The organism is Rheinheimera soli, assembly GCF_031457405.1.
Classification (GTDB): Bacteria; Pseudomonadota; Gammaproteobacteria; order Enterobacterales; family Alteromonadaceae; genus Pararheinheimera; species Pararheinheimera soli_A.
In genome coordinates this window covers 90,478-116,649 of the sequence record NZ_JAVDWR010000002.1, presented here as the reverse complement: position 1 = coordinate 116,649, position 26,172 = coordinate 90,478, and the positions used below count along the sequence as shown (strand labels likewise).

The 26,172-nt window shown below is 47.3% G+C and carries 25 protein-coding genes; 10 read left to right on the top strand and 15 right to left on the bottom strand.

All coding sequences use genetic code 11. From position 1 onward, the window contains the following. The first annotated feature begins 36 nt into the window (after positions 1 to 36). The 3 genes from J2W69_RS05295 (at position 37) to cysW (ending at position 2,966) form a co-directional block, all read left to right on the top strand. Positions 37 to 1,035, top strand: coding sequence for a sulfate ABC transporter substrate-binding protein (locus J2W69_RS05295; protein ID WP_310275310.1), 999 nt, complete (start codon positions 37 to 39; stop codon positions 1,033 to 1,035). 204 nt (positions 1,036 to 1,239) lie between these two features. Beyond that, positions 1,240 to 2,082: a sulfate ABC transporter permease subunit CysT gene (gene cysT / locus J2W69_RS05290; RefSeq protein WP_233080919.1), complete on the top strand. Its 843-nt coding sequence runs from the start codon at positions 1,240 to 1,242 to the stop codon at positions 2,080 to 2,082. Further along, the gene (gene cysW, locus J2W69_RS05285) at positions 2,079 to 2,966 is read left to right on the top strand and encodes a sulfate ABC transporter permease subunit CysW (RefSeq protein WP_310275307.1); all 888 of its coding nucleotides are present in this window, start codon (positions 2,079 to 2,081) and stop codon (positions 2,964 to 2,966) included. Before cysT ends, cysW begins: the two co-directional genes overlap by 4 nt. A gap of 88 nt (positions 2,967 to 3,054) precedes the next feature. Here cysW and J2W69_RS05280 read toward each other — a convergent pair whose 3' ends face one another. Beyond that, positions 3,055 to 3,342, bottom strand: a complete 288-nt coding sequence (locus tag J2W69_RS05280) for a type II toxin-antitoxin system RelE family toxin (RefSeq protein WP_310275305.1) — start codon at positions 3,340 to 3,342, stop codon at positions 3,055 to 3,057. Beyond that, positions 3,342 to 3,581 (bottom strand): type II toxin-antitoxin system antitoxin RelB, encoded by a 240-nt coding sequence (gene relB, locus J2W69_RS05275; RefSeq protein ID WP_310275302.1) that lies wholly within the window; start codon positions 3,579 to 3,581, stop codon positions 3,342 to 3,344. Before relB ends, J2W69_RS05280 begins: the two co-directional genes overlap by 1 nt. 182 nt (positions 3,582 to 3,763) lie before the next feature. On the opposite strand from relB, the gene J2W69_RS05270 reads away from it, so the two are divergent. Next, positions 3,764 to 3,922, top strand: coding sequence for a hypothetical protein (locus J2W69_RS05270; protein ID WP_310275300.1), 159 nt, complete (start codon positions 3,764 to 3,766; stop codon positions 3,920 to 3,922). Between the two features lie 18 nt (positions 3,923 to 3,940). Here the strand turns inward: J2W69_RS05270 and J2W69_RS05265 are convergent, their stop codons facing one another. Next, positions 3,941 to 5,230: a dicarboxylate/amino acid:cation symporter gene (locus tag J2W69_RS05265; protein ID WP_310275299.1), complete on the bottom strand. Its 1,290-nt coding sequence runs from the start codon at positions 5,228 to 5,230 to the stop codon at positions 3,941 to 3,943. A gap of 214 nt (positions 5,231 to 5,444) precedes the next feature. Between J2W69_RS05265 and J2W69_RS05260 the strand changes: the two genes are divergently transcribed. From J2W69_RS05260 to J2W69_RS05250, 3 genes are all read left to right on the top strand, one after another. Beyond that, positions 5,445 to 7,847, top strand: a complete 2,403-nt coding sequence (locus tag J2W69_RS05260; protein ID WP_310275297.1) for a TonB-dependent receptor plug domain-containing protein — start codon at positions 5,445 to 5,447, stop codon at positions 7,845 to 7,847. A 160-nt stretch (positions 7,848 to 8,007) separates the two neighbouring features. After that, the gene (locus tag J2W69_RS05255) at positions 8,008 to 8,133 is read left to right on the top strand and encodes a hypothetical protein (RefSeq protein WP_310275295.1); all 126 of its coding nucleotides are present in this window, start codon (positions 8,008 to 8,010) and stop codon (positions 8,131 to 8,133) included. A gap of 27 nt (positions 8,134 to 8,160) precedes the next feature. Beyond that, the gene (locus tag J2W69_RS05250) at positions 8,161 to 8,937 is read left to right on the top strand and encodes an isocitrate lyase/PEP mutase family protein (RefSeq protein WP_310275293.1); all 777 of its coding nucleotides are present in this window, start codon (positions 8,161 to 8,163) and stop codon (positions 8,935 to 8,937) included. On the opposite strand, the gene J2W69_RS05245 is transcribed toward J2W69_RS05250, so the two are convergent. From J2W69_RS05245 to nudF, 11 genes are all read right to left on the bottom strand, one after another. Then, positions 8,934 to 9,998, bottom strand: coding sequence for a sulfate/molybdate ABC transporter ATP-binding protein (locus J2W69_RS05245; RefSeq protein ID WP_310275291.1), 1,065 nt, complete (start codon positions 9,996 to 9,998; stop codon positions 8,934 to 8,936). The genes J2W69_RS05250 and J2W69_RS05245 overlap by 4 nt on opposite strands. 272 nt (positions 9,999 to 10,270) lie before the next feature. Next, on the bottom strand, positions 10,271 to 10,432 hold the full coding sequence (locus J2W69_RS05240; protein ID WP_082335728.1) for a YezD family protein: 162 nt from the start codon (positions 10,430 to 10,432) through the stop codon (positions 10,271 to 10,273). 197 nt (positions 10,433 to 10,629) lie between these two features. Beyond that, on the bottom strand, positions 10,630 to 11,034 hold the full coding sequence (rraB, locus tag J2W69_RS05235) for a ribonuclease E inhibitor RraB (protein WP_310275285.1): 405 nt from the start codon (positions 11,032 to 11,034) through the stop codon (positions 10,630 to 10,632). 4 nt (positions 11,035 to 11,038) lie between these two features. Continuing rightward, entirely contained in the window at positions 11,039 to 11,779 is a 741-nt protein-coding gene (locus tag J2W69_RS05230) for a 1-acylglycerol-3-phosphate O-acyltransferase (protein ID WP_310275283.1), read from the bottom strand. A 74-nt stretch (positions 11,780 to 11,853) separates the two neighbouring features. Then, positions 11,854 to 14,124, bottom strand: a complete 2,271-nt coding sequence (parC, locus tag J2W69_RS05225) for a DNA topoisomerase IV subunit A (RefSeq protein ID WP_310275281.1) — start codon at positions 14,122 to 14,124, stop codon at positions 11,854 to 11,856. 12 nt (positions 14,125 to 14,136) lie between these two features. Further along, complete coding sequence (locus J2W69_RS05220; RefSeq protein WP_310275277.1) at positions 14,137 to 15,588, bottom strand: tetratricopeptide repeat protein; 1,452 nt, start codon at positions 15,586 to 15,588, stop codon at positions 14,137 to 14,139. Positions 15,589 to 15,616: 28 nt separating this feature from the next. Next, complete coding sequence (gene parE, locus J2W69_RS05215; RefSeq protein ID WP_008897669.1) at positions 15,617 to 17,512, bottom strand: DNA topoisomerase IV subunit B; 1,896 nt, start codon at positions 17,510 to 17,512, stop codon at positions 15,617 to 15,619. 114 nt (positions 17,513 to 17,626) lie between these two features. Continuing rightward, positions 17,627 to 18,196 carry a YqiA/YcfP family alpha/beta fold hydrolase gene (locus J2W69_RS05210; RefSeq protein ID WP_310275273.1) on the bottom strand — a complete coding sequence of 190 codons (570 nt, stop codon included), beginning with the start codon at positions 18,194 to 18,196 and terminating at the stop codon, positions 17,627 to 17,629. Continuing rightward, positions 18,197 to 18,973 (bottom strand): metallophosphoesterase, encoded by a 777-nt coding sequence (locus tag J2W69_RS05205; protein ID WP_310275271.1) that lies wholly within the window; start codon positions 18,971 to 18,973, stop codon positions 18,197 to 18,199. Further along, positions 18,973 to 19,416, bottom strand: a complete 444-nt coding sequence (locus J2W69_RS05200; protein WP_310275269.1) for a DUF1249 domain-containing protein — start codon at positions 19,414 to 19,416, stop codon at positions 18,973 to 18,975. Before J2W69_RS05200 ends, J2W69_RS05205 begins: the two co-directional genes overlap by 1 nt. A gap of 34 nt (positions 19,417 to 19,450) precedes the next feature. Further along, entirely contained in the window at positions 19,451 to 20,092 is a 642-nt protein-coding gene (gene nudF / locus J2W69_RS05195) for an ADP-ribose diphosphatase (protein WP_310275763.1), read from the bottom strand. 116 nt (positions 20,093 to 20,208) lie between these two features. Here nudF and tolC point away from each other — a divergent pair, with 116 nt between their 5' ends. The 3 genes from tolC to J2W69_RS05180 all read left to right on the top strand — a co-directional run bounded on the left by tolC (position 20,209) and on the right by J2W69_RS05180 (position 23,287). After that, positions 20,209 to 21,555: an outer membrane channel protein TolC gene (gene tolC, locus J2W69_RS05190; protein ID WP_310275266.1), complete on the top strand. Its 1,347-nt coding sequence runs from the start codon at positions 20,209 to 20,211 to the stop codon at positions 21,553 to 21,555. A 108-nt stretch (positions 21,556 to 21,663) separates the two neighbouring features. After that, positions 21,664 to 22,587 carry an LpxL/LpxP family Kdo(2)-lipid IV(A) lauroyl/palmitoleoyl acyltransferase gene (gene lpxL, locus J2W69_RS05185; RefSeq protein WP_310275263.1) on the top strand — a complete coding sequence of 308 codons (924 nt, stop codon included), beginning with the start codon at positions 21,664 to 21,666 and terminating at the stop codon, positions 22,585 to 22,587. Positions 22,588 to 22,678: 91 nt separating this feature from the next. After that, positions 22,679 to 23,287: a TcpQ domain-containing protein gene (locus J2W69_RS05180; protein WP_310275261.1), complete on the top strand. Its 609-nt coding sequence runs from the start codon at positions 22,679 to 22,681 to the stop codon at positions 23,285 to 23,287. A 52-nt stretch (positions 23,288 to 23,339) separates the two neighbouring features. Here J2W69_RS05180 and glnE read toward each other — a convergent pair whose 3' ends face one another. After that, positions 23,340 to 26,165, bottom strand: coding sequence for a bifunctional [glutamate--ammonia ligase]-adenylyl-L-tyrosine phosphorylase/[glutamate--ammonia-ligase] adenylyltransferase (glnE, locus tag J2W69_RS05175; protein WP_310275259.1), 2,826 nt, complete (start codon positions 26,163 to 26,165; stop codon positions 23,340 to 23,342). Positions 26,166 to 26,172: the final 7 nt, after the last annotated feature.

Sequence of the window (26,172 nt, the reverse complement as noted above, 5' to 3'; positions counted from 1 at the left end):
AACAAAAAATCAACGGGTAAGAATAGAGGTGAAACTATGAGTTCTTTACAAAAATCCAAAGCCTTAGTCTTAGGCGTATTGCTGGCACTCAGTGGACAAGTCACAGCCAAGGAAGTGACTTTACTCAACGTGTCTTACGACCCAACCCGCGAGTTGTACCGTGATTACAACAAAGCCTTTTCAGCTTACTGGCAGCAAAAAACCGGCGATACAGTCAAAGTTGAACAATCACATGGTGGTTCAGGCAGCCAGTCGCGTTCTGTGATTGATGGCTTAAGAGCGGATGTGGTGACTTTAGCTTTATCCGGTGACATAGACCCGCTGGCGAAAATTGGTAAGTTATTACCGGAAAACTGGGAAAGCCGCCTGGCCGACAGCAGTGCGCCTTACACCTCTACTATTGTATTTTTGGTGCGCAAAGGCAATCCAAAAAATATCAAAGACTGGGACGATTTAGTCAAAGAAGGGGTGGAAGTGATCACTCCCAATCCTAAAACCTCAGGTGGTGCGCGCTGGAACTACCTGGCAGCCTGGGCTTATGCCGAACAAAAATATGGCTCCGATCAAGCCGCCAAAGACTTCGTGGCCAAGCTGTTTAAAAACGTGCCGGTACTGGATTCCGGTGCCCGTGGTTCAACCACTACTTTTGTGCAGCGTGGCATAGGTGATGTATTACTGACATGGGAAAACGAAGCCTTTTTAGCCGTCAATGAACTGGGTGCTGACAAAATTGAAATCGTAGTGCCTTCTTTATCCATTCTGGCAGAGCCTTCAGTGGCTGTGGTCGATAAATACGCAGAAGCCAAAGGTAACTCTGAAGTTGCCACAGCTTATCTGCAGTACTTATACAGCAAAGAAGGCCAGCAACTGGCAGCCAAACATTATTACAGACCGCGTGACAAAGAGGTGGCAGCAGAATACAGCAAACAGTTTCCACAACTGAAGCTGGTAACAATTCAGGACTTTGGTGGCTGGCAAAAAGCCCAACCAGAACACTTTGGCGAAGGTGGTCTGTTTGACCAGATTTACAACTAACCAGCACAACTGACAAATAAGCGACGCTATGCGGCTGTCGCTTTTTCTTATCATCCTCAAAATAATTGGAGCTGCAGTGCGGCATTGTAGGGGCAGGGTTTATCCCTGCCCGCCAGGTGTCAGAATCAAGGCACCAGAGGCTCAATGCCAGCATAGTTGCGGTTTCATTTACGAAAAGGATAACCACGAAGGAGGATCCTTATAGTGAAAAAGTCCTATTGGCTGAAGCCGACTGTATTACCCGGCTTTGGTTTGTCTTTAGGTTTTGCCACCTTTTATTTAAGTTTAATAGTACTGTTGCCCTTAGCCGCCCTGCTGGGCCAGACCCTGACATTAAGCTGGAGTGAATTCTGGAAAGTGATAGCCAGCGACAGAGCAATAGCCAGTTATCAGCTTACTTTTGGTGCATCTTTTATTGCAGCTGCAGTCAATCTGGTGTTTGGTTTGATCGTCGCCTGGGTGTTAGTGCGTTATAACTTCTTTGGTAAAAAGGTCATTGATGCCTTAGTCGATTTGCCTTTTGCCTTGCCTACAGCAGTAGCAGGTATTGCTTTAACAGCCATTTATGCCCCCAATGGCTGGATTGGCCAGCATTTAACTGCTTTAGGCATTAAAGCGGCCTACAGCCCTTTAGGTGTGACTTTAGCGCTGATTTTTATCGGTTTACCTTTTGTAGTTCGCACAGTACAGCCTGTGCTGGAAGATCTGGAAAAAGAAATTGAAGAAGCTGCCGCCAGCTTAGGTGCAAACCGTTTGCAAACCTTTTGCCGTATTTTATTCCCAGCCCTGTTGCCCTCTTTGCTGACAGGTTTTGCTTTGGCGTTTGCCCGCGCAGTAGGCGAATACGGCTCAGTGGTCTTTATCAGCGGCAATATGCCGATGAAAACTGAAATTACGCCCCTGTTGATCATGACCCGCTTAGAGCAATTTGATTACGCCGGAGCCGCCGCTCTTGGCACTGTGATGTTATTTATTTCCTTTATCTTATTGCTGCTGATTAACCTGCTTCAACACTGGAGCAATAACAGACATGGAGCCAAAGCATGAGCAGTATCCCTCTGAATCATCCTCATCCGGCGGCTGCGGCTTTACGCAAAGCCACCACTGAACCTTTATGGGTTCGTGTGTTACTGACCAGCATTGCTTTGCTGTTTTTAAGCCTGTTTCTGTTATTGCCGTTAGTTATTGTCTTCAGTGAAGCTTTTGCCCGTGGCACTGAAGTCTATCTGGCGTCCATCACCGAACCCGCAGCTTTGCATGCGATTAAACTAACGCTGATAGCTGCTGCTGTTGCAGTACCTTGCAACGTGATTTTTGGTCTGGCAGCCAGTTGGGCCATCGCCAAGTTTCAGTTTAAAGGCCGCCAGTTACTGATCACCCTCATCGACTTACCTATAGCCGTCTCGCCTGTGATTGTAGGTTTAAGCCTGATGCTGATTTTTGGCGCACGGGGTTATTTGGGCGACTGGCTGATGGATCACGATGTACGTATTATGTTTGCCGTGCCCGGCATAGTGCTCGCGACTATTTTTATTACCTTTCCTTTTGTCGCCCGTGAGCTGATTCCGCTGATGCAGGAGCAAGGCCGGGAGCAGGAAGAAGCCGCTTTAACTTTGGGCGCCAACGGCTGGCAAACCTTTTTCCGGGTTACTTTACCTTCGGTGAAATGGGCTTTGCTTTATGGCATTATTCTGGCGAACGCCAGAGCAATGGGTGAGTTTGGTGCTGTCAGTGTAGTGTCTGGAAAAATCCGTGAGCAAACCAATACCATGCCTTTGCATATTGAAATTTTGTACAACGAATATCAGTTTGCCGCCGCTTTTGCAGTATCGTCTTTATTGGCCTTGTTGGCTTTAGTCACACTTCTGCTGAAATCTTTGCTGGAATACAAAGCGGCCAAAGATTTGGCCAGTGCACAACAAGCCCATTAATAAACTTCAGTCAGCAGCCTTTCGGGCTGCTGTGCTGGCTCTGACAAAACAGCAGCAGTGGCACTAAGGCTGCGTCCTTTACTATAAGTTACAGAATACGTTTAACCGCTTCGGAATATACCTCTGAGCGATCTCGCTTACCCACAGTAACTACAAACACAACCACCTTCTCATCAATCACTTGATACACAAGTCGGTAACCAGATGATCTGAGTTTTATCTTGTAACAATCAGGCATTCCACTTAGCTTATTTGCCTCGATACGGGGAGAGTCCAGTATCTCTGCCAGTTTCTTTTTTAGCTGTTCGCGGACTGTCGAGCCCAGCTTTCGCCATTCCTTTAACGCCCGTTCGTCAAAGTCCAGCAAATACGCCATTACAGATCATCCAGCGTCACACGTACAGGCTTCGGATTACGAAGACGCTCTCTGACTACTTCAACGAGTTCGGCATCCTCATCACTCAACAAAGTCTGCTTAAAAGGAAGCCGTTCATTATCAGCAACATACTCGAGCATCAGGCGAAGCGCCTCAGAAGGAGTGACTCCCATTTTTTCCAGCGCAGCATAAGAACGAGCTTTAAGTTCGTCGTCGATACGCAAGTTGATACTACCCATATTGCGGCCCTTGCATTTACAAATGTCATTACAATTATTGCAGCAGTTTACGGATAAGGCAACACAAGGGCTGTGATAACACTAGAGTGAAATAATCTTTGTTGTAGGTATAATTTTAGCCAGGGCTATGGGCGAATTTGGTGCTGTCAGTGTGGTGTCTGGAAAAATCCGCGAGCAAACCAATGCCTTTGCATATTGAAATTTTGTACAACGAATATCAGTTTGCTGCCGCTTTTGCGGTCTCGTCCCTGCTGGCCTTGCTGGCTTTAGTCACCCTATTGCTGAAATCTTTGCTGGAATACAAAGCGGCCAAAGATTTAGCTCAGGGCCAGTCGCACTAAAGATGGAATATATCCCGATTAGCTGCGGATTTCGCAGCTAACTGGTGTATCTGCCAGAGCTTTTGCAAACACGCTGTCATCTTCCAAGGTGTCCTGGGCCACAGATCCTGTCAGTAAACCTTCCTGCTCTGCGATCACTAAAGCCACCATGGTATCGCCTGTAACATTAGTAGTAGTGCGGGCCATATCGATAATACGGTCTATGGCAGCAATAAAGGCAATACCTTCCAGCGGTAAACCTACTACTGATAAAGTGACTGTCAGCATCACCAGCGCTGTACCTGGTACACCAGCAGTGCCTAAAGAAGCCAAAGTAGCAGTGCCAACAATCAGCAAATAATCAATAAACTGCAATTCAATGCCATATAAGCTGGCAATAAAAATAGCGGCTATGGCCGGATAAATACCACCACAACCATCCATATTAATGGTTGAACCTAAAGGCAACACAAAACCAGCGTAGTCTTTGGAGACTTTCAGATCTTCGGTGACAGCTTTGTAACTGGCAGGCAAAGAGGCATAACTGGAGCAGGTACTAAAGGCAACCAGTTGCACAGGGAAGATAGCTTTGAAGTAGTCTGTTACTTTCATTGAACTGAAAAAGTGCACCAAACCGCCATAAGTCAGACTGATATGCAGCAAACAACCGACATAAATAGCCAGAATAAACTTAGCCAGAGGCAGCAGCATTTCTAAGCCATAAGTGCCAACCACCCAGGCCATCAAACCAAACACACCCACAGGGGTAAATAGCAACACCAGGCGGGTGACTTCAAACATCATATCAGCGCCAGAGCGCACCACAGCAAGCATAGCAGCGCCCTTCTCACCAATATTACGCAGCGCCAGCCCCAACAAAATAGCAAATAACATCACAGGTAAAACCTGGCCCTGAGCCATAGCAGCTACAGGATTCGCCGGTATTAAATCCACCAGCACCTGGCTGACAGGAGGTATGACTTTTTCAGTCACTTGTGCCGCCACTAAATTCTGCCCGGTTTCAAATTGAAAAGCAGTGCCAACACCAAGGCCGATCAGACTGGCAATCAAGGCTGTCAGTAAAAACAAACCCACAGTTTTACTGGCAATACGGCCTAAGCCTTTGCCTTTCCCCAGTGAGGTGATACTTAAAGTCAGACTGAAAAACACCAGCGGGATCACCAGCATTCGAATGGCATTGATATAGGCAGTACCCAGCGGTTTTAATACCAAAGCTTCGCCGCCTAAGACTAAACCTGCGATCACACCCAATACCAGAGCAAGTAGCACCTGCTGCCAAAGGACTAAGTTTAAACTGATGTTTTTCATAAATAATTCCGCGCTGTAAAGGCCGGCAGTATAGGGGCTGTCTGCATTCAGACCTATTCAGTTCAGTTCTAAGCCAGAACCAAAAGGAACAAGGCATTTACCTAATAAAGTGAAACACTTATATCTATTTGAAATATTCAATCACAATTTATTGAAATATTTACATAGAAGATTGGGTATGATCCCGAAACAGCAGATCAAAAAAGGATTTAACATGACAATAAAAACTCCACTGGCCTCCGCTATCACTTTGGCACTGATCAGCAGTACTTATAGCGGCAGCACACTGGCGCAACAGGCACAGGCCGAGGTCGAAAAAATTTCTGTCATTGGCAGCCGCTTATCTGTGCGCTCAGCCACTGAAACCAGCTCACCAGTCGATATTATTGATGAAGCTCAACTGGCGGGTACAGGGGCACTGGAAACCGCAAAAGCGCTGCAAATGTTGGTTCCAAGCTTTAACTTCCCTACATCTTCTATTACTGATGGTTCAGATGCAGTAAAACCAGCCAGCTTACGTGGTTTGTCACCTGACCATACGCTGGTATTGGTCAATGGTAAAAGACGGCACGGCACGGCTTTAGTTCACCTGAACGGCACTATGGGCCGTGGCAGTTCAAACGTGGATCTGAATACTATCCCTGTCTCAGCTATTAAGCGTATTGAAGTATTACGTGACGGCGCCGCAGCTCAATATGGTTCAGATGCTATTGCAGGTGTCATTAACATAGTACTGAAAGATCAGGCAGGTTCAGGTGAAGTCGCAGCCAGCGCTGGCCAGACCTATGAAGGCGACGGCGAATACTACAAAGCATCGCTGAATTCAGGCTTTCGTTTTGCCGACACAGGCTTTGTGAACCTGAGTGTTGAACAGCAACACAAAAATGGCACCAACAGAGCGGGCTTAGATCCCCGTGAACAATACAACCCGATCAACGGCGCACCAGACCCACGTGAAGCCAGCTTTAATCGCTTAAGCCATAAAGTGGGTGATGCCGCCTTTAAGCAGCAGTCTGTATTTATCAACGCTGGTTACGAACATGGCACTACAGAATGGTATGCCTTTGGTGGTGCCAGCCACAGAGAATCAGCTTCAGGCGCTTTTTATCGTATTGCCAAAGACGCCCGTAATATCCCGGAGATTTATCCTGACGGTTATCTGCCGGAAATAGCTCCGAAATCAGGCGATTACTCTCTCACTGCTGGGGTTAAATTTGACGTCGCCGACTGGCGGTTAGATTTATCTGCAGGTACAGGTCAAAGCAGTTTCCAATATTATGTCAATAACTCGCTGAACGCGTCTTTTGGCCCAAACAGCCCAACCAGTGCTTATGCTGGCGAGCTGGTGAATGCCGAGCAAAACTTCAATATAGATGCCAGCAAAAGATACAGCTTTATCAACGACTCAGAATTGGTGGTGTCCACAGGACTTAGTCGCCGTCATAACAGCTACCAGATCAATGCGGGTGAAGAGCTGTCATGGCGCAATTATGGGTATCAGAATAAAGCCGGTGGTATTCAGGGTTTTGGTGGTTTTACGCCAGCATCAGAAGTGGATGAATCGCGCCACAATACCGCGCTTTATCTGGAGCTGGAAAACGCTCTGACTGATGATTTCACCTGGGGTGCAGCACTGCGGCAGGAAGACTATTCCGACTTTGGCAGCGACACCAGTTGGAAACTGTCTGGCCGTTATCAACTGACGGAACAATGGGCAGTGCGCGCCACAGCAAACGATGCATTCCGTGCCCCTGGTGTGCAGCAATTGTATTTCTCCAACCTGTCGACGCTTTTTGTCGCCGATCCACAAACTGGTGTGCTGACTCCAACTGAATCCGGTACTTTTAACAATATTTCAGCCGTGACCCGCGCTATAGGTCAGGGTGATTTGCAAGCTGAGTCGGCCTTAAGTTTCAGTGCAGGCATTACCTTTCAGGGCGACGATGGCTTTAGCTTTACGCTGGATGCTTACCGTATTGAACTGGACGACCGCGTGATACTGACAGGCAGTGTTGGCCGTGCCGACAGTGCTGCCTTAGCGGAGATTCTGGGCGACTCGGGAGCAAACTCTGTGCGCTTCTTTACCAACGCAGTGGATACCACCACTCAGGGTCTGGAAGCTGTGGCCGCCTATCAGTGGGATGCCGGTTTATGGGGCGAATGGAAAACCTCTTTCAGCGCCCAATACAACGACACCAACATAGATGCAATTCGGGTTCCTGCCTTGCTGGATGGCCTGGAAACCAAACTTTTTGACCGGGTTGAACAGGTACGCTTAACCAAAGCCAACCCAAACAAAGGGGCAGTCTGGAGCCTGACACAGGATTATAAACAGCTGCAAACCAACCTCAGACTAAACTATTTTGGTCCTTACACTATTGGTTACGCCACAGGAGATAAAACCTACAGCGGCAAAACCACTGTAGATTTAACCTTCCACTATGAGCTGACGGATCAATTACGTTTTGGTTTTGGTGCCAACAATCTGTTTGATACCTATCCGGATAAACAACCGACCATCAACAGCTTCAACGGCATCTTTATTTACCCGAACACTAATGCTCCTTTTGGCTTTAATGGCGGCTCTTATTACGCCGATCTGAGTTATCGTTTCTAAAGAAACGCAGCATCATCAAGGCAGCTTCGGCTGCCTTTTTTATGTCCATGGAAGGACGGTATGTCGAAAATGCAGGAGCATATTTTCGACGATGTCCATGGAAGGACGGTATGTCGAAAATGCAGGAGCATATTTTCGACGATGTCCATGGAAGGACTGTATGTCACAACCGTTATCACGCCTTCGCCTCTGGCGCAGGCCGGAAGCCTGTTGCGACTATATCCGCAGGATTTGCTGTTCAGTGCCGGAACTGGCCAGACAAAACCTCAACGGCGCTTTAGTATGAGCTTCCTCTTTTAACAGGATAAGCATCATGCCCTCATACTTTCACCAGCTTCACCAACAAGTCTTCCCTTTACTCCTTGCAAACATCTGGGACCCGGCCAGTGCCGTTTTAGCGCAACAGCAAGGAGCAAAAGCCCTTGGCACATCCAGTGCGGCTTTAGCCTGGTCTTTGGGCTATGCTGATGGTCAGCAGTTACCAGTTGCAGAACTGCTTGCTGCAGTACGTCGTATCCTGCGGGTTACTCAATTGCCTGTGACTGTGGATATAGAACAAGGTTATAGCGAACAACCAGCACAAGTTGCAGAGCTGGTGTTGCAATTGGCTGAGCTCGGAGTATCGGGAATTAACATTGAAGATGGTTTGTCAGAACCTGTCTTGTTGTGTGACAAAATTCGCGCTTGCCGCACGCTACTCGCTGGACTGCCTTTGTATATTAACGCCAGAACTGACGTGTATCTGGCGCAACTGGCCAGCGGATCAGAAGCTATAGCCGAGTGCACCAGACGACTGGCCTTGTATGCAGCTGCAGGAGCAGATGGTGTTTTTGTACCTTGTTTAACGGATTTAGCTGTGGCGAAACAGCTGAGTCAACACTGCAATTTGCCGCTGAATTTAATGGGCTGGCCAGAAGGTGCAAGCCTGCAGGATTTAACTGAAGCAGGTGTGCAGCGTTTAAGTGCAGGCCCAGCTTTATTTGTGCAAAGTTATCAGGCCTTCCAGCAGGCAGTGTTTAGCTTTTTGCATCCGGGCCTGCCAGCAGATCAACCTGTACAGTATGCCAATTTCAATACGCTGTTTAGTTAAATCCCCTCACCAAGGAAGACTTTGCTATAACGCGGTTTAATCCAGGCTTGTTGCCCTTGCGATAAACCCAATTGTTTAAAACGATCCCGAGCCAGTTCAACATGGATCAGTTGCTGGCTGTCTTTGGCTAACAGTTCCAACCGGACATTGGGCCCTACTATGGTAATCATATCCACTTTGGCTTCCAGCGCTTCGTCAGCAGGATTTAACAACAGCTCAATTTCATGGGGTCGCACATAAGCAAAACCATTTTCTTCCTGTTCATTGGTAAATTCTGGCGAAGCTACAGACAACTGTCCAATTTCGGCTTTACCTTGTTTAATCCGGGCGTGAAACAGATTCACATTACCTAAAAACTCATAAACAAAAGGATTGGCCGGATTGTCGTACACTTGCTCTGGCGAGCCTTGCTGTTCAATACGGCCTTTGTTCATCACTACTATTTTGTCCGCCACTTCCAGCGCTTCTTCCTGATCGTGGGTCACAAAAACGCTGGTGACATGAATTTCATCGTGCAGCCGGCGTAGCCAGCGACGTAACTCAGCTCTGACCTTGGCATCCAAAGCACCAAAGGGCTCATCCAGCAGCAGTACTTTTGGTTCTACTGCCAAAGCCCGGGCTAAAGCAATACGCTGACGCTGACCACCGGATAACTGCGACGGATAACGGTCTGCTGTCCAGTCCAGTTGCACCAGTTCCAGTAAATGCTGCACTTTCTTGCGAATAAGCTCTGGCGAAGGACGATGCTTTTTGGGTTTGACTGTTAAACCAAAAGCGACGTTTTCATAGACGGTCATATGTTTAAACAGCGCATAGTGCTGAAACACAAAACCTACACCACGTTCTGACACATGGCGTCCGCTGATATCCAGATCATCAAAATGGATGCTGCCACTGTCGGCTTGTTCCAGCCCTGCGATAATACGCAATAAGCTGGTTTTACCCGAACCTGAAGGGCCAAGCAAAGCTGTTAATTCGCCGGTTCGAATGGACAAACTGACATTATCGACGGCAACAAAGTCGCCAAATTTTTTATTGATCTGGTCTATACGGATGCTCATAGTAGCGCTCTGAATTCAGGTTGCAGCCAGTCCACAGGTTCTTTTAATGGCAGGGTGGCGCAACATCACTTCAGATCCGGTGGTCCGGTGCGCTGAAGCTGGTGAAAAATTGATCCCCTAAGTAATTGGAGTTGCGGCAAGGCGACCAGTGAAAGAATCCCCATGAACATAGTGGCCTATGTGATTGGGGTGATAGAACATGGTCAACACAGCAACAGCTTCAAGTACGACGGGCAGGTTCACTGAGGGAGACAGTCTGAACCAGTTTATAGCTAGGGTTTATCCAGACGTAGTTTTTCGTTTTTTTCCAGTTGCACTAATTTGCCCTGATGAAACACCAGCTCAATAGAACCAAACTCGACCCGGCCAACCAGTTTTTCCAGTTTATCGAGCAGCTGGTTCAGCAAATCTGCAGATAGTTCTTTTGCCGCCATTTCTGTTCTCCTTAAGGACATCTGTATGTCTTTAAGCATTAAAGCAGAGCCAACTAATAACTTAAAATACTTTAAAGTAGCAAGGTTAGACGAAAAAGAAATATAAGATCACCATGTAAAAAGGCCAGAGCTTTCGCTTTGGCCTTTTTTTGATCTGTTTAAACAACACAGTCTTAATTTTTAGCGCATGATTTGATTTAGTGACGTGGAGCTTCTTCGCCGTCGTCTTCGTCTTCATCATCGAAGTCTTCGTCGTCGCCCTCTTCGCCACCTTCAAAATAGGTGCCCCAGCCGTCGTATTCCACACCAAACTTCTGCGCTAAGGCTTCCAGTTTGATGGCGTCTGCTGTAATACTGGCGCCGTCCAGAGATTGTTCACGAATAGCGTCGAATACCCAGGCAGTGCCGCCTTCTTCAAATTCAACTTCTTCGGCGTCTGTCACTTCGTAACCTAATTTAAAGACTTCAACAGCCAGTTTTTCTAAGCGGGCAAAATCTTCATGGTAAAAATGGTGTTCGATGGTGTATTCCGCATCCGGATCGCTGCCATCTTCCATCAGTGCAGCTATGGTGTCTTCAGTAAATTCTTGCCAGTTTTCCATGATATTACCCCGTGACAGTCAATGAGTCGGCAGTGTAGTCGGTTGCCACTTCGCTATCAAGCAGCTTAATCTTATCGGCCATCTGTTGCCGTATTGTTTCAGCCAGTTCACGGGCCGGAGTTCCGGCTTCAGGGTATACAGGCGGCATGATTTCAATAATGACTCTACCGTTATTCCATTTGTTTAAACGTACTTTGCTGGTGTTGCTCATGCAGATAGGCACCAACGGCACCTTAGCCTGATGTGCGATGTGAAAAGCACCAGTTTTAAAAGGCAATAAACCACGGCCATAACTGCGGGTGCCTTCAGGAAAGACCCACACAGAGACCTTGTCCTGCACTATACGGTCTACTGCGCCTTGCATAGTTCCTACAGCTTTGGATTTGTTGGCTCTGTCGATCAGAATATTGCCACTGAGCCAATACAGCTGACCAAAAAACGGGATCCACTTCAGGCTTTTTTTACCTATGGTCACAGTGCCAGGCAACAAGGCTTTGCTGATGGTAAATAAATCGTAGTTATTCTGATGGTTGGCTAAAAACACGCAAGGCATAGCAGCAGTGACTTCAGGAGCCTGACGCACTTCCACTTTTAAACCAAAGATCCAGGCAGCCCAGCCATACCAGCTGGCAAACAAAGCAGCGTTGGGAACATAAAAAGGACGAACCAGACAGATCAGCAAACCCACTAAGGCACTGCATACAATAAAAATGGCGACCAGCACCAGACGTAGAATAGCTAACACAAAAAAAAGCCCCTGTATTTTACAAGGGCCTGAGTATAACGGTTTTGAATAGAAAGTCTGGTTTGATCAGCTTACTATTCCGTAGTATCGCCAGCGACTTCGCCGGTCAGCAGCTCATCTATACGCTGCAAACCACGAGGTAACTTGTTACCACGACGACCACGTTCGCCTATGTAATGCGCTAAATCATCTACTTTGATGGTCATTTTGCGTTTACCCGCCACTAAAGTCACAGCTGTGGCAGCAGGCACTACGGTTAAGAGTTTCAGATACTCTTCACGGCTGGCGGCGCGGGCTGATGGAATAGACAAAATCTTATTGCCTTTACCTTTGCTCAGTTGTGGTAAATCGGCCACCGGGAATACCAGCATGCGGCCTTCGGTACTGATAGCCACCACTAAATCCGTTTCCGGATTTTTAATCGGAATTGGAGCCAATACCTTAGCGCCAGTTGGTAAAGTTAACACAGCTTTACCGGCTTTATTGCGGCTGACTAAATCGGCGAAGGTGCCCACAAAACCATAACCTGCATCACTTGCCAGCAATAACTTCTGACTGTCTTCCGCCATCAGTACATGCTCAAAATTTTCCCCTGCAACTAAGGTAAAGCGGCCTGTTAACGGCTCGCCCTGACCACGGGCTGAAGGTAAATCATGAGCTTCAGCGGCAAAGCTGCGACCGGATGAGTCGATAAAGGCGGCATATCTGTTACTTCGTCCGGAAGCTGCCGCCTTAAAGCCATCTCCGGCTTTGTATTGCAAACTGTTGCCATCGACATCATGGCCTTTGGCGCAGCGCACCCAACCTTTCTCCGACAGTACGACGGTAACAGGCTCACTTGGCAGTAATTCTTTTTCGCTTAAGGCTTTGGCTTCTTCGCGCATCACTATTGGGCTTCTGCGGTTGTCGCCATATTTTTCCGCGTCAGCCAGAAGTTCTTCACGAATAAGTTTGGTCAGCTTTTTCTCTGAACCTAAAATACCTTCTAAGTAGTCACGTTCTTTTTCCAGCTCGGCTTGTTCGCCGCGGATTTTCATCTCTTCAAGCTTAGCTAAGTGACGTAACTTTAATTCCAGTATGGCTTCAGCCTGACGTTCAGTAATACCAAAATGCGCCATTAACACCGGCTTGGGCTGATCGTTTTCGCGGATAATTTTAATCACTTCGTCGATATTTAAAAACGCAATCAACAAAGCTTCTAATACATGCAAACGATCCAGCACTTTATCCAAGCGGAACTGCAGACGACGACGCACTGTGTCGCGGCGGAACACCAGCCATTCAGATAAAATTTCCAATAAGTTTTTCACCCGTGGCCGCTGATCCAGGCCCAGAATGTTTAAATTCACGCGATAGCTTTTTTCCAGATCCGTAGTGGCAAATAAATGTGCCATCAACTGCTCAACGTCTATGCGGTTTGAGCGCGGCACTATCACAATACGGGTTGGGTTTTCATGATCAGATTCATCACGTAAGTCACTGACCATAGGCAGTTTTTTCGCGTTCATCTGAGCTGCTATCTGTTCCAGCACTTTCGAGCCAGAGGTTTGATGCGGCAATGCAGTGATAATAATGTCGCCATCTTCCAACTGATACAAACCACGCATTTTAATACTGCCACGGCCTGTTTCATAAATGGCCTGCAACTCGTGCGCCGGGCTGATGATTTCAGCATCCGTCGGATAATCCGGGCCCTGAATATACTGCATCAGATCCGGTATAGTCGCTTTTGGGTTATCCAGCAAAAAGGCGGTGGCATTGGCCACTTCACGGGCGTTATGCGGCGGAATATCTGTTGCCATACCAACGGCTATACCTGTCACACCATTCAGCAGAATATGGGGTAAACGTGCAGGTAAAGTGCGTGGCTCGTCCAGAGTGCCATCGAAGTTTGGCACCCAGTCCACTGTGCCCTGCCCAAGTTCGTTGAGTAATACTTCGCTAAAACGGGATAACTTGGCTTCGGTATAACGCATGGCGGCAAATGATTTTGGATCATCAGGCGCCCCCCAGTTGCCCTGACCATCGACTAGCGGGTAACGATAAGAAAAAGGCTGAGCCATCAGCACCATAGCTTCGTAACAGGCACTATCACCATGAGGGTGAAATTTACCTAACACGTCACCCACAGTACGGGCTGATTTTTTGTATTTCGCCAGATGCGATAAACCCAGCTCTGACATCGCATAAATAATACGGCGCTGTACTGGTTTTAAACCGTCCCCAATAAATGGCAAAGCCCGGTCCATAATGACGTACATCGAATAATTCAGGTAGGCTTCTTCAGTAAAACGGCGCAGTGGCAGCTGCTCCGTCCCTTCATTGGATATCATAATATCTGTCATTTTTAGCTTCCGTTAACCAGCCTGATTCTGTTGTTTTTCAAGCGATTTTGCTTGTAGCTGAGCTTGGGCCTGGGCTTGCAACTGGGCCTGGCGGCGAGCCAGTTGCCACAGCAATAACACCAGCAAGACTAAACTGGTGCAACCAAACAGCCCTATCCATAACCACTGAATTTGTCTTTTACGTTCAGCTTCCTGCAAGCGCAGCGCTTGTAATTCATTGTCTTTGGCCAGCAGTTCATTTTGCGCTTGCTGGCGCTCTGTATCAAAACCTAAGCGCAGTTTTTCTACCGACAGCTCATGTTCTTTATTACGTAACTTGTGATAACCCTTAAAAAACTGGTCCAGATGTTCATAAGCTTTTTGATAACGCCCTGAATCAGCTTCCAGCCTGGCTTTTAGATTCAAAATCCACAGCACACTGGACTGATTGGCATTGTTTTCTTCTTTATTTAAGCTTTGTTCTGCCTGAGCCAATTGCTGACTGGCCAAAGAAATCTGGCCTAACTCGCGGTAAATCAGCGCTTTTTCATAATGATGCATCGAGTTTTGATAAGTTGACTGCAGATCGGGTAAATACTGTTCGGCTTTGGCTATGTAAGCCAAAGCGACATCCAATTTGCCATTGTCTTTACTGGTGGATGCCAGCCCCAGATAAGCAAAATATAAATTGGCATGGTCCTGCTGCGCTATGGCCAGTTGCAGCAACTGATCATAACGCAACATGGCTTTGTCGTATTGTTCTGTGTAGCTGTAACTTCTGGCTAAATTAAACAACACGTCCATTTTGTCTTTTTGCCAGCCTAAAGCTTCATACCCAATAAGCGCATTTTCCATAAACTGAATGGCTTCTTTATCAAAACCCAGGCCAACATAAAGCAGGCCAAGCTCAGCATTTACATAAGCCAGGCTTTCCGGGTCGTTCAGCAGTACAGCTCTGTCATAACAGCTTTTCAGCAGCGCCAGCGCTTCCTGAGTTTTATCCTGAATACTGTATATGGCCGCGATATTAATATCGGCTTCAATATGCAATTTATCGGCTTTTAATTGGGCAGCGAGCGCTGAAGCCTGCAAATAATAATGCAGGGCCTGCTGATACTGACTTTGCATTTCATGGGCAAAACCCAGGTTATTCCAGAACTCTATAGTGGTTAAATCCCGGCGGTCACCGAGCAAAGCCAGACCACGTTCAGCCACTTCATACTGCTGTTGGTGTTTGCCTAAACTTTCATAGACATCAGAGAGCTGCAATAAAAATTGCACCTGCAACTCATTGTCCCACTCACCGTAAGCCGCCTGATGTTGTTGTAATAACACCAACATTTGCTCAGGTTGTTGAGCTTTTTGTTGTTTAACCTGTTCCAGCCAAGCTGGCAACACAGCGTCGTTGGCCTGCAACCCAAAGGCCAGGCACAAGCAGAGGCCCAACAGTGTTCCCCATGATCTGAGGTATTGTTTTTGTTTCATCTGTAGTCCTTCAGGCGCACAGCAAAAGCTACACCGCCACTATAGCGCGGTCACCTTTCATCTCCAGCCAATCTTTTCTGTCCGTTGCCCGCTTTTTCGCCAGCAACATATCCATCATTTCCATGGTTTGCACCAAATCATCAATGGTCAGTTGCACCAGACGTCTGGTGTTTGGATCTATAGTGGTTTCACGCAGCTGCAATGGGTTCATTTCGCCCAAACCTTTAAAACGTTGCACGTTGATTTTGCTACGTTTTTTCTCAGCTTCCAGCCGATCAAGAATACCTTTTTTCTCGTCTTCATCCAGCGCATAAAATACTTCTTTGCCGCAATCGATACGGTACAAAGGCGGCATGGCCACATAAATATGGCCAGCTTCAACCAAAGGACGGAAATGGCGCATAAACAAAGCACACAACAAAGTGGCAATGTGTAAACCATCTGAGTCGGCGTCGGCCAGAATACAAATTTTGCCATAGCGCAGTTGACTTAAATCGGCTGAGTTTGGATCCATGCCTATGGCCACAGAAATATCATGAACTTCCTGTGAACCTAAAATTTGCTCAGATTCGACTTCCCAGGTATTCAGAATTTTACCGCGCAGTGGCATCACCGCCTGAAATTCACGGTCGCGCGCCTGTTTAGCCGAGCCCCCTGCTGAATCCCCTTCGACAAAAAACAGCTCAGTGCGGTTTAAATCCTGGGATGAACAGTCAGACAACTTGCCAGGTAAAGCAGGGCCAGCTGTGACTTTTTTACGAATAATTTTTTTCGCAGCACGCAGACGTTTTTGAGCGTTATTGATACAAAACTCAGCCAGCTGTTCGGCGATATCTGTGTGTTCATTCAACCACAAACTAAAAGCGTCTTTCACCACACCACTGATAAAAGCTACAGCCTGACGTGATGACAGTTTTTCTTTGGTCTGTCCGGCAAACTGAGGTTCCTGCATTTTTAACGACAAGATATAGCTACAGCGATCCCAGACGTCCTCTGGTGTCAGCTTAATGCCCCTTGGCAATAAATTACGGAACTCACAAAAATCGCGCAGTGCTTCTAACAAGCCCTGACGTAAACCATTGACGTGTGTACCACCCTGAGCTGTGGGGATCAGGTTGACATAACTTTCAGTCACCAGCTCACCACCTTCAGGTAACCAGAGTACAGCCCACTCCACTGCTTCGTGGCTGGCACTTAAACTGCCTACAAAAGGCTGGTCCGGCAAAGCCACCATATCTTTGACCGCATCCATTAAATAATCACGGATACCGGCCTGATAACACCACTGATAACTTTGATTATTGACCTTGTCATCAAACTTGATAGTAAGGCCAGGGCACAATACGGCTTTGGCTTTGAGTACATGCAGCATGCGGCTGACGGAAAACTTTGGTGAATCAAAATAATCAGGTGCTGGCCAGAAACGCACGCGAGTACCTGTATTACGTTTACCCACAGTGCCGGTAATCGCCAGTTCACTGACTTTATTGCCATGTTCAAAGGCTATTTCATAGACATTGCCATCACGGCGTACAGCCACATCCACCCGGCTCGACAGGGCGTTGACCACAGAAATACCTACACCGTGCAAACCACCGGAGAACTGGTAGTTTTTATTGGAGAATTTACCACCTGCATGTAAACGACAAAGGATCAGTTCAACACCGGACACCCCTTCTTCAGGGTGAATATCCACCGGCATACCCCGGCCGTTGTCTGTCACTTCCAGCGACTGGTCTTCGTGCAAAATCACATGCACTAAATCGGCATGACCAGCCAAAGCTTCATCGACACTGTTATCTATGACTTCCTGACCTAAATGGTTAGGACGGGTGGTATCTGTATACATACCTGGACGGCGCTGCACTGGCTCAAGGCCGGTCAGCACCTCAATGGAATCGGCGTTGTATTGCTGGTCTGTCATAGGGCAAACATCACTTCTTTAATCACTCGTTTTAGTGTACCTCTGGACCCTGAAGCTGCAGTTTGGCAGTTGTTCTGAGTACTCAGGGTATAACTGTATTAACAACCAGTTGTTTTACGCTATTTGGCAAAACTTGACAATAGCAGGCAGGCAATCGCTATACCCCTGATAACTATGATCACCTCCTGGTTGCACATCCAGTGTACAACCTGCATAAAACTGCAGCGCTTTACGATAATCCAGCACTTCATCCCCTTCTTGCAGCAATACCAGATAACGATCTAAGGCTGTAGGTTTACACTCAAGCTCTGCCAGCAGCGGCATATGCTGTGGTTCCACACTAAAATCCTGCTTCAGTACCGGGTGATGGTAAGTGCCAAAATGTCGGCTTAACAGATCATAAGGCGCCACCGCAGGGTTGATCAGCGCGGCATAACAACCGGCTTGCTCGGCCAGGTAAGTGCCCAAAAAGCCGCCCAAAGAACTGCCTATGACAGCATCAGGACGACGGCCATTCAACGCCTGCTCTATTGCAGTGATAGCTTCTGCCGGAGTGTAGGGTAAATCCGGCATCAACAGTTCTACATCTGGTAGCTGCTGCTGGAAAAAAGCTTTAGTGATCATGGCTTTCTCGGATTGCGATGAACTGGCAAAGCCATGTAAATAAACCACAAGTTTCGACATTTATCCTTCCAGAAATTGCCAGCGCACTGCTGTATCAATATCAGCATTGGCGCTGGCATCAAAAAACCATTCAATATATCCAGGACGACCTGCCACGCTCTGATAGTCTGGCGTCAGTAAAAACTGCACTGAACTGGCAGGACAACCCACCAGTTGAATACCTTGCTGTAGTTTGGCATAGGCATAGTGGCAATGACCATGGGCCAGACCTTTGATCCTTGGGTCTGAGGCCAAAATTTGCCATAAAGCAGCGGCATCCAGCTGAATATGTTCGTCAATAAAACTGCCCATAGGGCTGATATGATGATGACAAAACAGCCAAACAGCCGCATCCGGCGGATAAGACAACAACTGCTGTTGTAACTGCTGTTGCCGTCTCTGATCAAAATAACCTGCAGGGGTTGGCCCTTTGCTATTGAGCAAACAGAATCGCCAGTTGCCGGCACTGAGTTCGGTATCTGAGCAAAAAGGAGGTGATGCAAAAGCCTGCTGCATCAACTCTATGTCATCGTGATTGCCAGGCAAATAAAACACAGGACAAGACCAGTCACTAAACAGCTCTGAGATTAACTGATAAGAAGACAAGCTATGATCCTGAGTTAAATCTCCGGTCAGGATCACGGCATCAGGTTGATTCGACTGAAGTTGGGTTAACAGCAGTTCCAACTGACGATAAGGCTGAACGCCACAAAACCAGCCGTCAGCTTCTGCCACTAAATGACAATCAGAAATTTGCAGCAGACGATAAGAGTCTTGTTGTGCAAACACAAATGCCATCAGGCCAATAACCCTGTGTTCTGATAACCACGGCGTGAGCACAGGTTCAGCCAGTCGCGCAGTAGCAAATTAATCTGGCGTTTTTCATCAGGCAATAACATGTCGACATTAGGGTAACTGTACACAGCTTTAAACTGACGTACTTGTTGACAAGCCAGCACTTCAGCCAGCCGCGCATCATGGTACAACCGCACTTCAAATCGCGGCTTTACCCAGCCACTCATCGACTGACTAATGAGTTCAATACTGATGGTTGTAGTGTATTTACATAGCTCAAGCAGCTCGACCTGATAACTTTCGCTGGCATTGATATGAATAAGGCAACGTTGCCCCGGACGCTGGTGGCGGGGCAGAAAAAAACGCAGCTGTGCGTAATTGCGCTCACATAAACTGAGAAAATCAGGCAAGTAAGGCACATAACGTTTTCGGGCCAAATTTGGCATAACAGCGACTCTCTTTATTCCCATACTTTGAACATTAAACTGATCCAGTCCAACCTTGTTTTACCTCAGCCAGATTCAAGGCTAACCATTGCAAGGCAATGACAGTGGCAGCATTATCAATTTTTCCGGCCTGTAGAAGTTGCATTGCCACCTGACGCGGCAGGCTGTGAACTTTAATATCTTCCTGCTCTGATGCCAAGCCATAGACACCGGTTTCTACCTTCTGTTCCAGCCGCGCCAATACTAAGTAGACCCGCTCTGTGCAACCACCAGGGCTGCTTTGATAGCTAAGCATAGGCCAGAATTCTGTCAGCTTCAGACCGGCTTCTTCTTCAGCTTCACGCATCGCAACCTGCTCTGTCGATTCACCCGGCTCAATCATGCCAGCTATAGCTTCGAGTAACCAAGGGCCGTTTGGATTTTGCAGGGCACCAATACGGAATTGTTCAATGAGTACCAAGCTGTCGTTCTTCACATCATAAGGCAGCACTATGACCGCATGACCTCGTTCAAATAATTCGCGCTTTACTTCTGTACTCCAGCCGCCGTTAAATAACTTATGCGCTACTTTGTAGCTGTCGATCCGGAAAAAACCCTGAAAAACTGTGTTCTGGTCGAGTATTTTTACATCAGATGAATGAAAAGAAGGATAATTTTCTGGCTTGAAATCAGGCATTTGAATACTCACATTCTGTTACACTTGAACCTATGCTGTTTACGCTTTAGTCATTACTTAGTTAATACCAACAAGGTATTATTGGACCACTTTTGCACAATTATGGACTTTCGGTTATGAAAAAAACCTTGTTAGGCACGTTGATTGGCTCGGCACTGGCTCTTCTGAGTGTGCAGGCAAATGCCGAAAACTTGCAAACCATTTATCAGTTAGCAACCAAAAAAGACCCGCAAGTATTAAAAGCGGCCGCTACCCGCGATGCAGCCAAAGCGCGCATTGATGTGTCCAAAGCCAGCTTATTACCACAAGTTAATTTTACTGCAGGCGCCACTCATGCTTTTGGCGACAGCATGAACAATAATACTGGCGCCCTGTTCGATTCAGAAAGCAATACAGTAAGAGCAGGTATCAATTTAACCCAGTCTTTATTTGACTGGGCGCGCTATGAAAACCTGTCTATTGCTGAAAAAGCCGCATTACAAGGCCAGACTGCTTATGATGCTGCAGTGCAAACCTTGATAGTTCGTGTTTCTCAGACTTATTTTGATGTATTAACGGCTGACGACAACTTAAGTTTTGTAATCGCAGAAAAACGCGCTATTGAGCGTCAGTTGGAACAAACCAAACAACGTTTTGCGGTAGGTTTAACAGCTATTACCGACGTACATGAAGCTCAGGCACAGTTTGACAGTGCAGTTGCCCGGGAAATCAGCGCCCAGAATAACCTGGAAACAGCCCGTGAATTTTTACGTGAAATTACCGGCCAGTATCATCCTCAGCTCGACTCGTTAAATACTGGCAGATTCAGCACCAGTCAGCCGACACCAAATAATGCACAGGATTGGGTGCAAACAGCACAGGACAATAACCTGGAACTGAAAATCCGTAAGCTGTCATTAGATATCGCCGAAAACAATATTCAGATTGCCAAATCGGGTCATTACCCTACGTTGGATTTGCAGGCATCTACTGGTCTGGATAACAGTAATAGCAGAGATAAAGATACAGGTGCAGGTTTTAACTCACCTCGCAGAGACAGCAGCTCTGTTGGCATTAATTTAGTGCTACCTATTTATTCTGGTGGCGGTACTGTTGCTAACGAAGAAGTAGTGCGTGCTAACTATGTGGAAGCAGCCGAAGATTTAGAACTGAGCCACCGCAGCGTAATTCGCCAGGTTCGCAGCAACTACAACAACGTAGGCGCTTTGATCTCCAGTACCAAAGCTTTGGAACAAGCCGTTATTTCTGCGGAAAGTGCGTTAAAAGCTACTGAAGCAGGTTTTGAAGTTGGTACCCGTACTATTGTTGACGTACTGCAAAGCACCCGCAACCTGTTTGATGCCCGCCGTAATTTGTCAAAAGCCCGTTACGACTACATCTTGTCTGTTTTAGCCTTAAAACAAGCAGCAGGTACTTTAACGGAAGACGATTTATTCACTGTAAACAGAGCTTTAGGTAACTAAACTCCTCCAGGGGTGGCAAAAACGCCGCCCCTGTTCCTACCAGTTAAGACTTTTTTCCCCGTTTTTTTTCGTTACAATAGCCACACTTTTTTTACCCGAGGATCTGCTGTGGTTCATGTTCCACGTTTTACCATTAGTTTTTTACACCCAAAACACTGGCCTTTATGGTGTGGTTTGGGCTTGATGTGGATCCTGCTGTGGCTGCCTTATCCTGTATTAATGAAGATGGGCGAAGGTTTGGGCTGGTTGCTGATGAAAGCCATGAAATCGCGCGTGAAAGTGACACGCCGTAATCTGGAGCTGTGTTTCCCGGATATGCCTGAAGCCGAACGCGAAGCCCTGGTTAAACAAAACTTTAAAGAAACAGGCAAAGCTGCTTTTGAAACCTTTATCGGCTGGTGGTGGCCTGACTGGCGTGCACGCCCGTTATGCCAGTTCACAGGCAAAGAACATATTCAGGCCATACTGGACCAGGGCAAAGGCGTATTGCTGCTTAGCGGGCATTTTTTGTCATTGGAAATGATAGCGCGCACTTTTGGTTTTCATTGCCCTGCCGTCGGTTTTTACCGTCCGAACGACAATGAAATTATGGAGTATTTTCAATACCATGGCCGGGTACGTTCGAACCGTTACCTGATTGGTAAACGTGATGTCCGCACCATGATCAAAGCCTTAAACGAAAAAGAAGTCTGTTTTTACCTGCCCGATCAGGATTATGGCCGCAACAAAGCTGAGTTTGTGCCATTTTTTGCCGTCAAAGAAACAGCGACCACTACTGGTACTTTATTGTTTGCTGGCAGCGCGAACTGCGAAACCGTGCCTATTCATTGTTACCGCTTGCCTGGTTATCAGGGTTACAGAGTGGATGCTTTGCCCGCTTTTGAGAATTTCCCCAGTGGCGATAACAAAGCCGATGTAACAAGGGTGAATCAATGGCTGGAACAAGGTGTGCTGGCTCACCCTGAACAGTATATGTGGTTGCATCGCCGCTTTAAAACCAGACCAAATCCGGATGACCCGGGTTTGTATTAAAACAGCCCGCTACTTTTTCGCAATCAACTGAAGTTGCAGCACTGCGTGAAGGCAGGCTATTATGCAGTGACGCTGACCAGGGATAAAAGCTATGTGGTTTTGGATCAAGCACTTATTGCTTGCAGCTTTATTACTCATACTTGCTGCTATTGTGATGTTTAAACCGGAATTGCTGTATTTCAAGCCGGAAAAACTGTCAGAAAGAAGCTCAGACGCAGTCAAGGGCTTCACTGATTTTTATAGCAATATTCGTAGTTCTTTAGCATCCAAAGACGATGGCTCGACCGATTTTGTGATTGAATTAACGGAAGATCACAGTAACCTGATCCCTATGTTACGCGACAGAGCAAACCGCATGGTGGCTTTGCCTGAAAACTGGAAAGGCAACGAAACAGACAGACGTTTCCGGGTCGGCGATACCTTAAAAACTGTGCTGACAATGCAAGGCCGCAAAGAAGGGGTTGAGCTGTTTTGGGTGCTCTCGAAAGACTATAAAGTAAAACATTATTTCCAGACTGATTTCAGCTACATCAGCGCTATTCAGGAAGCGTCACAAGCTATTTCGTCAGACTTTGAACAGCCGGTTCAGGCCTATTTCTGTAATGTGTCCAGAGCTGTGGTACTGACAGATAAAATCATTCCATTTTTGCAGCAAAACTGCATTAATATCAATGCGCCACGCCGCCGGGTCACAGGTTAACTGACAACAGCATCCTTGCTGTTGTCATTCCACGCCACTTAGCTAAAGCACCTTAACTAAACAACTGGTCCCAGACCTGCCGCACCTGCTCCATCGCATCATCTAACTGCTGTGCAGTTTCAGTGGCCGGGGCTAAGGTTTGCCTGTGACTAACGCCCCTTAACTGCTGATAAGCCTGCTGCAATGCTTCTGTTTGCTCATGTTGCAATAAACCCACTGCCGCTGCCGCATCCAGAATACGAATATTGTCGCTGTAGAAATACAAATCCGCATGCTGATGGCCATAACCTAATACCAGATACTGACTGATAAACTCCAGATCCACTATGCCACCAGACGCATGTTTAACTTCTTTTGACTGCTCGCCATGGTGTTGCCGCAGCTTTTGCCGCATGTCAGTCACTTCAGTTTTCAGCTCAGCTAAATCCCGTGGCTTAGCTAAAACTTCACTACGTATTTGATTAAAACGTTGGGCAATTTTGTTATCCCCATAAACCAGACGGCTGCGCACCAGCGCCTGATGCTCCCAGGTCCAGGCTTCTTTTTCCAGGTACTCGGCATAAGTATCAATATGCACAGCCAATAAGCCTGCATTACCAGCCGGACGTAAACGGGTGTCTATGTCATACAAAACCCCACTTGGAGTTCTGGTGGTAAACATATGCACTATACGTTGCACCATCTTGATATAAAACTGACGGGAATCAATGGCTTTGTCGCCTTGTGTCGGGGCCAGATTATCGCACTGGTGCACAAATACTAAATCTAAATCTGAGCCATAACCCAGCTCCAGTCCGCCCAGTTTGCCATAAGCAAGCACAGCAAAAGCTTTGGCATCTTCTGGTTTTAAGCCTGCAGGTAAACCGTATTTTTCCGCCATTTGTTGCCAGGACAACTCAACCACAGCGGCAATAATGGCTTCAGCCAAAAAGGTGAGATGGTCGCTGACTTTCATCAGCGGCAAAATACCAGTGATATCGGCCGCTGCAATGCGTAGTTGCTGTGCCTGTTTAAACTGGCGCAACACCTCCATTTGCAGCTCTAAATCATCCACAGGCACCCGCAGCATGCTTTGACGTAATTTATCCTGGTAATCGGTAGAGTCCGGTACCTGATACAGCTGGGATGGGTCTATCAGTTCGTCCAGCAATAAGGGATAACGCGCCAGATGTTCGGCCAGCCAGCCGCTTTTATGGCATAACATCACCAGTTGCTGCAGCGCAGGCGGGTTTTCTGATAAGAGTTCCAGATAGGCTGTGCGGCTGACAATCTGGCGGAACACACCAAGCACCCGCTGTAACACCAAAGCTGAACCTTGTTGTTTGGCTAATTGATGCAATAAAAACGGGATCAGTTTTTCCAAAAGCTCACGCCCACGAGGGCCTACACTGCGTTTTTGGCAATCCTGTTTGAATTGTTTTAAATGATCCAGCAGTTGTTTGGCTTCGTCCTGGGCCAACCAATGCAAATGTTCAGCTAAATCCTCTGACGGCAAGTCGCTGTCCCAGCATAAGCGGCCTAATACCATTTCTTCCGGCTCAGGGTTGTCGCCTTGATCGATCACCAGTTTAAAATGCTGGTGAATACGGCCCATGGCCTGTTGTGTGGTGTCAGTCAGTTGCAGCCAGTCGTCAAAACCTAAACCCAGCACCAGCCGCTGCCGGTTCAGTTCATCAGCAGGTAAGGTTTGAGTTTGTTGATCGTCCAGCCCTTGCAACAGCTGTTCAACTTTTCGTAACCACAGATAATCCTGCCGCAGTTGTTGCTGCTGATCGGGCTCTAATAACTGCTGGTTTTGCAGCGCATCCAGCGCTTTAAAAATAGAGACTTGCTGCAACTCTGGAATACGGCCCCCACGGATCAGCTGCAGGGTTTGCACCACAAACTCCACTTCCCGAATACCACCGGCCCCCAGCTTGATGTTATCAATACGGTTGCGACGGCGATTTTCCTGCTCTATCAGCTGTTTCATCCGGCGCAAAGATTCCAGCGCTGAGAAGTCGATATAACGCCTATATACAAAAGGTTTCAGCAGCTGATTTAATTCCACTGCATGCACAGGATCCGGGTTCAGAATACGGGCCTTGAGCATGGCATATCGTTCCCACTCTCTGCCTTGTGCCTGATAATAATCTTCCATAGCGGCAAAACTCAGCACCAGCGGACCTGAATCGCCAAAAGGCCGCAAACGCATATCAACCCGGAATACGAAACCGTCTGCTGTAACCTGATGTAAAGCCGAAATGAGCTTCTGACCTAACTTGGTAAAAAACTGCTGATTTTCTACAGCCCTGCGCCCGCCGCTGGTTTCACCATTATGCGGATAGGTAAAAATCAGGTCTATGTCGGACGAAAAGTTCAGCTCACCGCCACCCAGTTTGCCCATACCTAAGATCAGCAAAGGCATAGGCTGACCTTGCTGATCCAAGGGTTGACCCCACTGAGTGGCAATATCCTGATAAGCCCACTGATAAGCGCTGTTAATCAGGTTATCTGCCATGGCGGATATATCCAGCAAGCATTGTTCTGTGGATTTTACTGCGAGAATATCGGCAGCCAGAATGTGGGCAAGTTGGGCATTACGACAACGGCGCAGGGCTTTAAAAATTGTAGCTTCAGTTTGATCCGATAAGTGGAGCAGAGGGTTCTGATGATCCAAAGGCAAAGCCAATTGCTGTTTATTAAGCAGCACAGGGATCAGCTCTGGTTGTTGCTGCATCACCCGGCTTAAAAAAGGACTGACCGCCAGCAATACGTTCAGATGGAGTTGTTGCTCTGCAGTCAAATCCGGGATCAATAAAGTAGGCAACACCAGATCCACTTCATGCTGCAATTCACTGGGTAATTCGGAATTTACTCGGGCGGTCAATGGGCTCATCAGTACC

What these genes read in the sequence shown, in the direction of transcription:
- J2W69_RS05295 (WP_310275310.1), top strand. Translation starts at nt 37, where the DNA reads ATGAGTTCTTTACAAAAATCCAAAGCCTTAGTCTTAGGCGTATTGCTG.
- cysW (WP_310275307.1), top strand. Translation starts at nt 2,079, where the DNA reads ATGAGCAGTATCCCTCTGAATCATCCTCATCCGGCGGCTGCGGCTTTA.
- J2W69_RS05280 (WP_310275305.1), bottom strand. Translation starts at nt 3,342, where the DNA reads ATGGCGTATTTGCTGGACTTTGACGAACGGGCGTTAAAGGAATGGCGA.
- relB (WP_310275302.1), bottom strand. Translation starts at nt 3,581, where the DNA reads ATGGGTAGTATCAACTTGCGTATCGACGACGAACTTAAAGCTCGTTCT.
- J2W69_RS05270 (WP_310275300.1), top strand. Translation starts at nt 3,764, where the DNA reads ATGCCTTTGCATATTGAAATTTTGTACAACGAATATCAGTTTGCTGCC.
- J2W69_RS05265 (WP_310275299.1), bottom strand. Translation starts at nt 5,230, where the DNA reads ATGAAAAACATCAGTTTAAACTTAGTCCTTTGGCAGCAGGTGCTACTT.
- J2W69_RS05260 (WP_310275297.1), top strand. Translation starts at nt 5,445, where the DNA reads ATGACAATAAAAACTCCACTGGCCTCCGCTATCACTTTGGCACTGATC.
- J2W69_RS05255 (WP_310275295.1), top strand. Translation starts at nt 8,008, where the DNA reads ATGTCACAACCGTTATCACGCCTTCGCCTCTGGCGCAGGCCGGAAGCC.
- J2W69_RS05250 (WP_310275293.1), top strand. Translation starts at nt 8,161, where the DNA reads ATGCCCTCATACTTTCACCAGCTTCACCAACAAGTCTTCCCTTTACTC.
- J2W69_RS05245 (WP_310275291.1), bottom strand. Translation starts at nt 9,998, where the DNA reads ATGAGCATCCGTATAGACCAGATCAATAAAAAATTTGGCGACTTTGTT.
- J2W69_RS05240 (WP_082335728.1), bottom strand. Translation starts at nt 10,432, where the DNA reads ATGGCGGCAAAAGAACTATCTGCAGATTTGCTGAACCAGCTGCTCGAT.
- rraB (WP_310275285.1), bottom strand. Translation starts at nt 11,034, where the DNA reads ATGGAAAACTGGCAAGAATTTACTGAAGACACCATAGCTGCACTGATG.
- parC (WP_310275281.1), bottom strand. Translation starts at nt 14,124, where the DNA reads ATGACAGATATTATGATATCCAATGAAGGGACGGAGCAGCTGCCACTG.
- J2W69_RS05220 (WP_310275277.1), bottom strand. Translation starts at nt 15,588, where the DNA reads ATGAAACAAAAACAATACCTCAGATCATGGGGAACACTGTTGGGCCTC.
- parE (WP_008897669.1), bottom strand. Translation starts at nt 17,512, where the DNA reads ATGACAGACCAGCAATACAACGCCGATTCCATTGAGGTGCTGACCGGC.
- J2W69_RS05210 (WP_310275273.1), bottom strand. Translation starts at nt 18,196, where the DNA reads ATGTCGAAACTTGTGGTTTATTTACATGGCTTTGCCAGTTCATCGCAA.
- J2W69_RS05205 (WP_310275271.1), bottom strand. Translation starts at nt 18,973, where the DNA reads ATGGCATTTGTGTTTGCACAACAAGACTCTTATCGTCTGCTGCAAATT.
- J2W69_RS05200 (WP_310275269.1), bottom strand. Translation starts at nt 19,416, where the DNA reads ATGCCAAATTTGGCCCGAAAACGTTATGTGCCTTACTTGCCTGATTTT.
- nudF (WP_310275763.1), bottom strand. Translation starts at nt 20,092, where the DNA reads ATGCCTGATTTCAAGCCAGAAAATTATCCTTCTTTTCATTCATCTGAT.
- tolC (WP_310275266.1), top strand. Translation starts at nt 20,209, where the DNA reads ATGAAAAAAACCTTGTTAGGCACGTTGATTGGCTCGGCACTGGCTCTT.
- J2W69_RS05180 (WP_310275261.1), top strand. Translation starts at nt 22,679, where the DNA reads ATGTGGTTTTGGATCAAGCACTTATTGCTTGCAGCTTTATTACTCATA.
- glnE (WP_310275259.1), bottom strand. Translation starts at nt 26,165, where the DNA reads ATGAGCCCATTGACCGCCCGAGTAAATTCCGAATTACCCAGTGAATTG.